We start from the raw sequence: 2,933 nt of genomic DNA on the forward strand, positions 1-2,933 counted from the left end.
CTTCCCGTTTCTTGCTTCCCGTTTCTTGCTTCTTGCTTCTTTCTTCTTTCTTCTTTCTTCTTGCTTCCCGTTTCTTGCTTCTTGCTTCCCGCTTCTTGCTTCTTGCTTCTTTCTTCTTGCTTCCCGCTCCTTGCTTCTTGCTTCCCGCTTCTTGCTTCTTTCTTCTTTCTTCCCGTTTCTTGCTTCCCGTTTCTTGCTTCTTGCTTCTTTCTTCTTTCTTCTTTCTTCCCGTTTCTTGCTTCTTGCTTTTTTCTCCCCGTTTCTTGCTTCCTCTTTCCTCTAATTCTGAGCAATCCCAGTCACAAGAGCCATAGTCGCAGCTTCACCCGAACCATATCCAGATCCTTCAGTGGATGCAATAATGTTTCCAATAAGTACTGTCCAATCAGGGTCAGTATTCTTTTTTGGCTTTTTAGTCATTCTATAAGCTGAATGCCTTGCAACCGAGGTTGTAGTGAAAATAATGCGCTTATCAGTTTGAGTTAATGCGGTATTAAGCAATACCTCGTTCTCATAGTTAACCACTTTTTGGTAAATAACATCACAATCGCTCTCTTTACCTAAAAAACCGATAAAGAAATTAACAAAACCAGCCAAACTTGATTTACCATTAGTTGACATACTGGAAGCAGAAATAACATCATTTACGCAAGTAGTGGGATGTTCTAGTAAATACAAAACGTTAGTGCTTGAAACGTTTTGATAACGTGAACCTTTAATAGCAGCAAAATTGGCATTAGCATCAGCTATGGTTTGCACTTTAGTTACAATTTGAGAAACGGTTCCTCCCAAATTTCCATTCGTATAATAAGTATCAAACAGTTCAATATAAAGCCATCCAACTTCATCATAAGGATTGGCATCGTTTCCGGGTAAGGAAGATACATACTTTGCGGAAGTTGAATTGATATTTTCAGAATTTGTAATTTCATTATCAGAACTACAAGATACAATTCCTGTACTCATCATAATAAAAAGGGCAATAATTAGTGTGCATGAGTGTATATTTTTCATGTGGTTTAAGGTGTTAGAATGTTAATGATTACTTTTTTTTCATCAGTTCATTTAGCCCGGGATAATTAAACTAGGATTTGGTTTTGCTCATAACAAAACCGTTTGAATTCAAGGCAAAACTAAGTGCCTAATTCCCATCTCACAAGCCAACTGGTACGCCATTCCCGAATGTAAAATGTGTAATTCGGGAATGAAACACTTAAAAAGAAATAATAAAACACAACGATTTAACACATTACCATTTAATAAAGTATATTCTCAATTTCTCACTATATCTAATGCTTTTTTAAATATTTTATTTATATTTATACACATAAAATACCGCATTACCCCATAATTCCTTTGCATTTTTAATTGTTTAAGTTCCAAATTCTTAAAATGATTATAAAAAAAAACTTACTATTTCTGGCACTGCTAATTTCGCATTGTATTGATGCTCAGGATAAATATGGTAAAATTCCAGACAGTCTATCTTCAAAAAGTTTCGATTATTTAAGTCAAGCAGCTCTCAAATTTGGAAGCGATACTGCTAAATCAAATAGATATGCAAAAAAATGGTTAGAAAAAGCTAAAAAGCAGAACGACTTTGAGCAAATGATATTAGCTTACAAAACGATAATGTACCAGGTAGATAAGAAATATCATTTAGATTATGCTGATAGTATAATTAGAGTTTCTAAACACACTAACAATGACTTATTAATTGGTAATGCCTATCTAACCAAGGCAACAGTATATTATGGCAAAAAAGAACACAACAAAGCATTAGATAATTTTATTATTGCAGATAGTTATATTTCTAAAACAAACAATGAATATTCAATCTATAAACTAAAATACGGCATTGCACAAACTAAATCCTACCTTGGTTTTTATGATGAAGCAATTAGTTTATTCAGAGAATGTATTGATTATTTTAAGGAAGAAAATGACAGAGCATACCTCAACTCATTACATTCATTAGGTTTATGTTACAATCGAATTGGTAATTATGCGTGGTGTACCGTTACAAACCAAACTGGTATTGATGAAGGGAAAAGATTAAAAAATATTGAAATGCAACCGTATTTCATCCATTCGGAAGGCATTAATTTATGCGGAAAGAAAAATTATCAGGCAGCCATTTTTAAATTAACCGCTATACTACCAACCATACAAAACAATGAAGATTTTGCCAATGTATCTGTGGCATATTTCTACATTGGTAAATCTTTTTGGTCATTAAATCATAAAGATAAAGCGATACCCTATTTTAAAAAAGTAGATGAAATATTCAAAAAAGAAAAATACATCCGTCCAGACTTACGCGAAGGTTATGAAAAGCTGATCGATTATTACAAACGAAAAGGAAATACAGAATCACAACTTTTCTATATCGATCAACTTTTAAAAGTGGATAATATTCTTGCTCAAAATTACAAATACCTACTAAAAAAAGTAGTCAAAGAATACGATACAAAAGAATTATCAAGGTCCAAACGAGAGATTGAAAATGCAATGACGTTCAGAACTATACTTGCTTTTGGTATAATCTGCCTATTGATTTCAATTATCGCATTTTTAATATTCAAGCACTTCAAAAACAAAAAGCTTTTCGATGAAATAATGAAACGCGATACGAAATTACCAGGTGTTCCAAAAATTGTAAATACAACTGTTGCACAAGTTATCAGTCAGGATATTGAAGAAGGAATAATAAAAAAGTTAGCGAAGTTTGAAGTCGACAACAGGTTTTTAGAAAAAGACATGAACCTAACAAGAATGTCAATTTTGTTGAATACGAATACAAAATATGTTACCAGAGTAATTGCCAAACACAGAGGAAAAAAAACTATTGAATACATTACCGATTTAAAAATAAACTACTGTCTTGTCCTGAAATAGCGATACACAAAATTCATCGTTATGGAAAACAACCA

At 32.7% G+C, this 2,933-nt stretch carries 3 protein-coding genes; 1 reads left to right on the forward strand and 2 read right to left on the reverse strand.

The features are described from left to right. Together AC9UEH_RS09675 and AC9UEH_RS09680 are read right to left on the reverse strand one after the other, a co-directional pair. On the reverse strand, positions 1 to 293 hold a 293-nt coding region (locus AC9UEH_RS09675), incomplete at its 3' end, for a hypothetical protein (protein ID WP_509531198.1). Then, positions 280 to 1,014 (reverse strand): hypothetical protein, encoded by a 735-nt coding sequence (locus AC9UEH_RS09680; protein ID WP_509531200.1) that lies wholly within the window; start codon positions 1,012 to 1,014, stop codon positions 280 to 282. The genes AC9UEH_RS09675 and AC9UEH_RS09680, both read right to left, overlap by 14 nt. 378 nt (positions 1,015 to 1,392) lie before the next feature. Between AC9UEH_RS09680 and AC9UEH_RS09685 the strand changes: the two genes are divergently transcribed. Further along, complete coding sequence (locus AC9UEH_RS09685) at positions 1,393 to 2,898, forward strand: tetratricopeptide repeat protein (RefSeq protein ID WP_509531202.1); 1,506 nt, start codon at positions 1,393 to 1,395, stop codon at positions 2,896 to 2,898. The last annotated feature ends 35 nt before the right edge of the window (positions 2,899 to 2,933 follow it).

The organism is Flavobacterium sp. (genome assembly GCF_040402835.1).
Taxonomy (GTDB): domain Bacteria; phylum Bacteroidota; class Bacteroidia; order Flavobacteriales; family Flavobacteriaceae; genus Flavobacterium.

Excerpts from the sequence above, each read along its gene's own strand:
- AC9UEH_RS09680 (WP_509531200.1), bottom strand. The coding sequence starts at position 1,014 with ATGAAAAATATACACTCATGCACACTAATTATTGCCCTTTTTATTATG.
- AC9UEH_RS09685 (WP_509531202.1), top strand. The coding sequence starts at position 1,393 with ATGATTATAAAAAAAAACTTACTATTTCTGGCACTGCTAATTTCGCAT.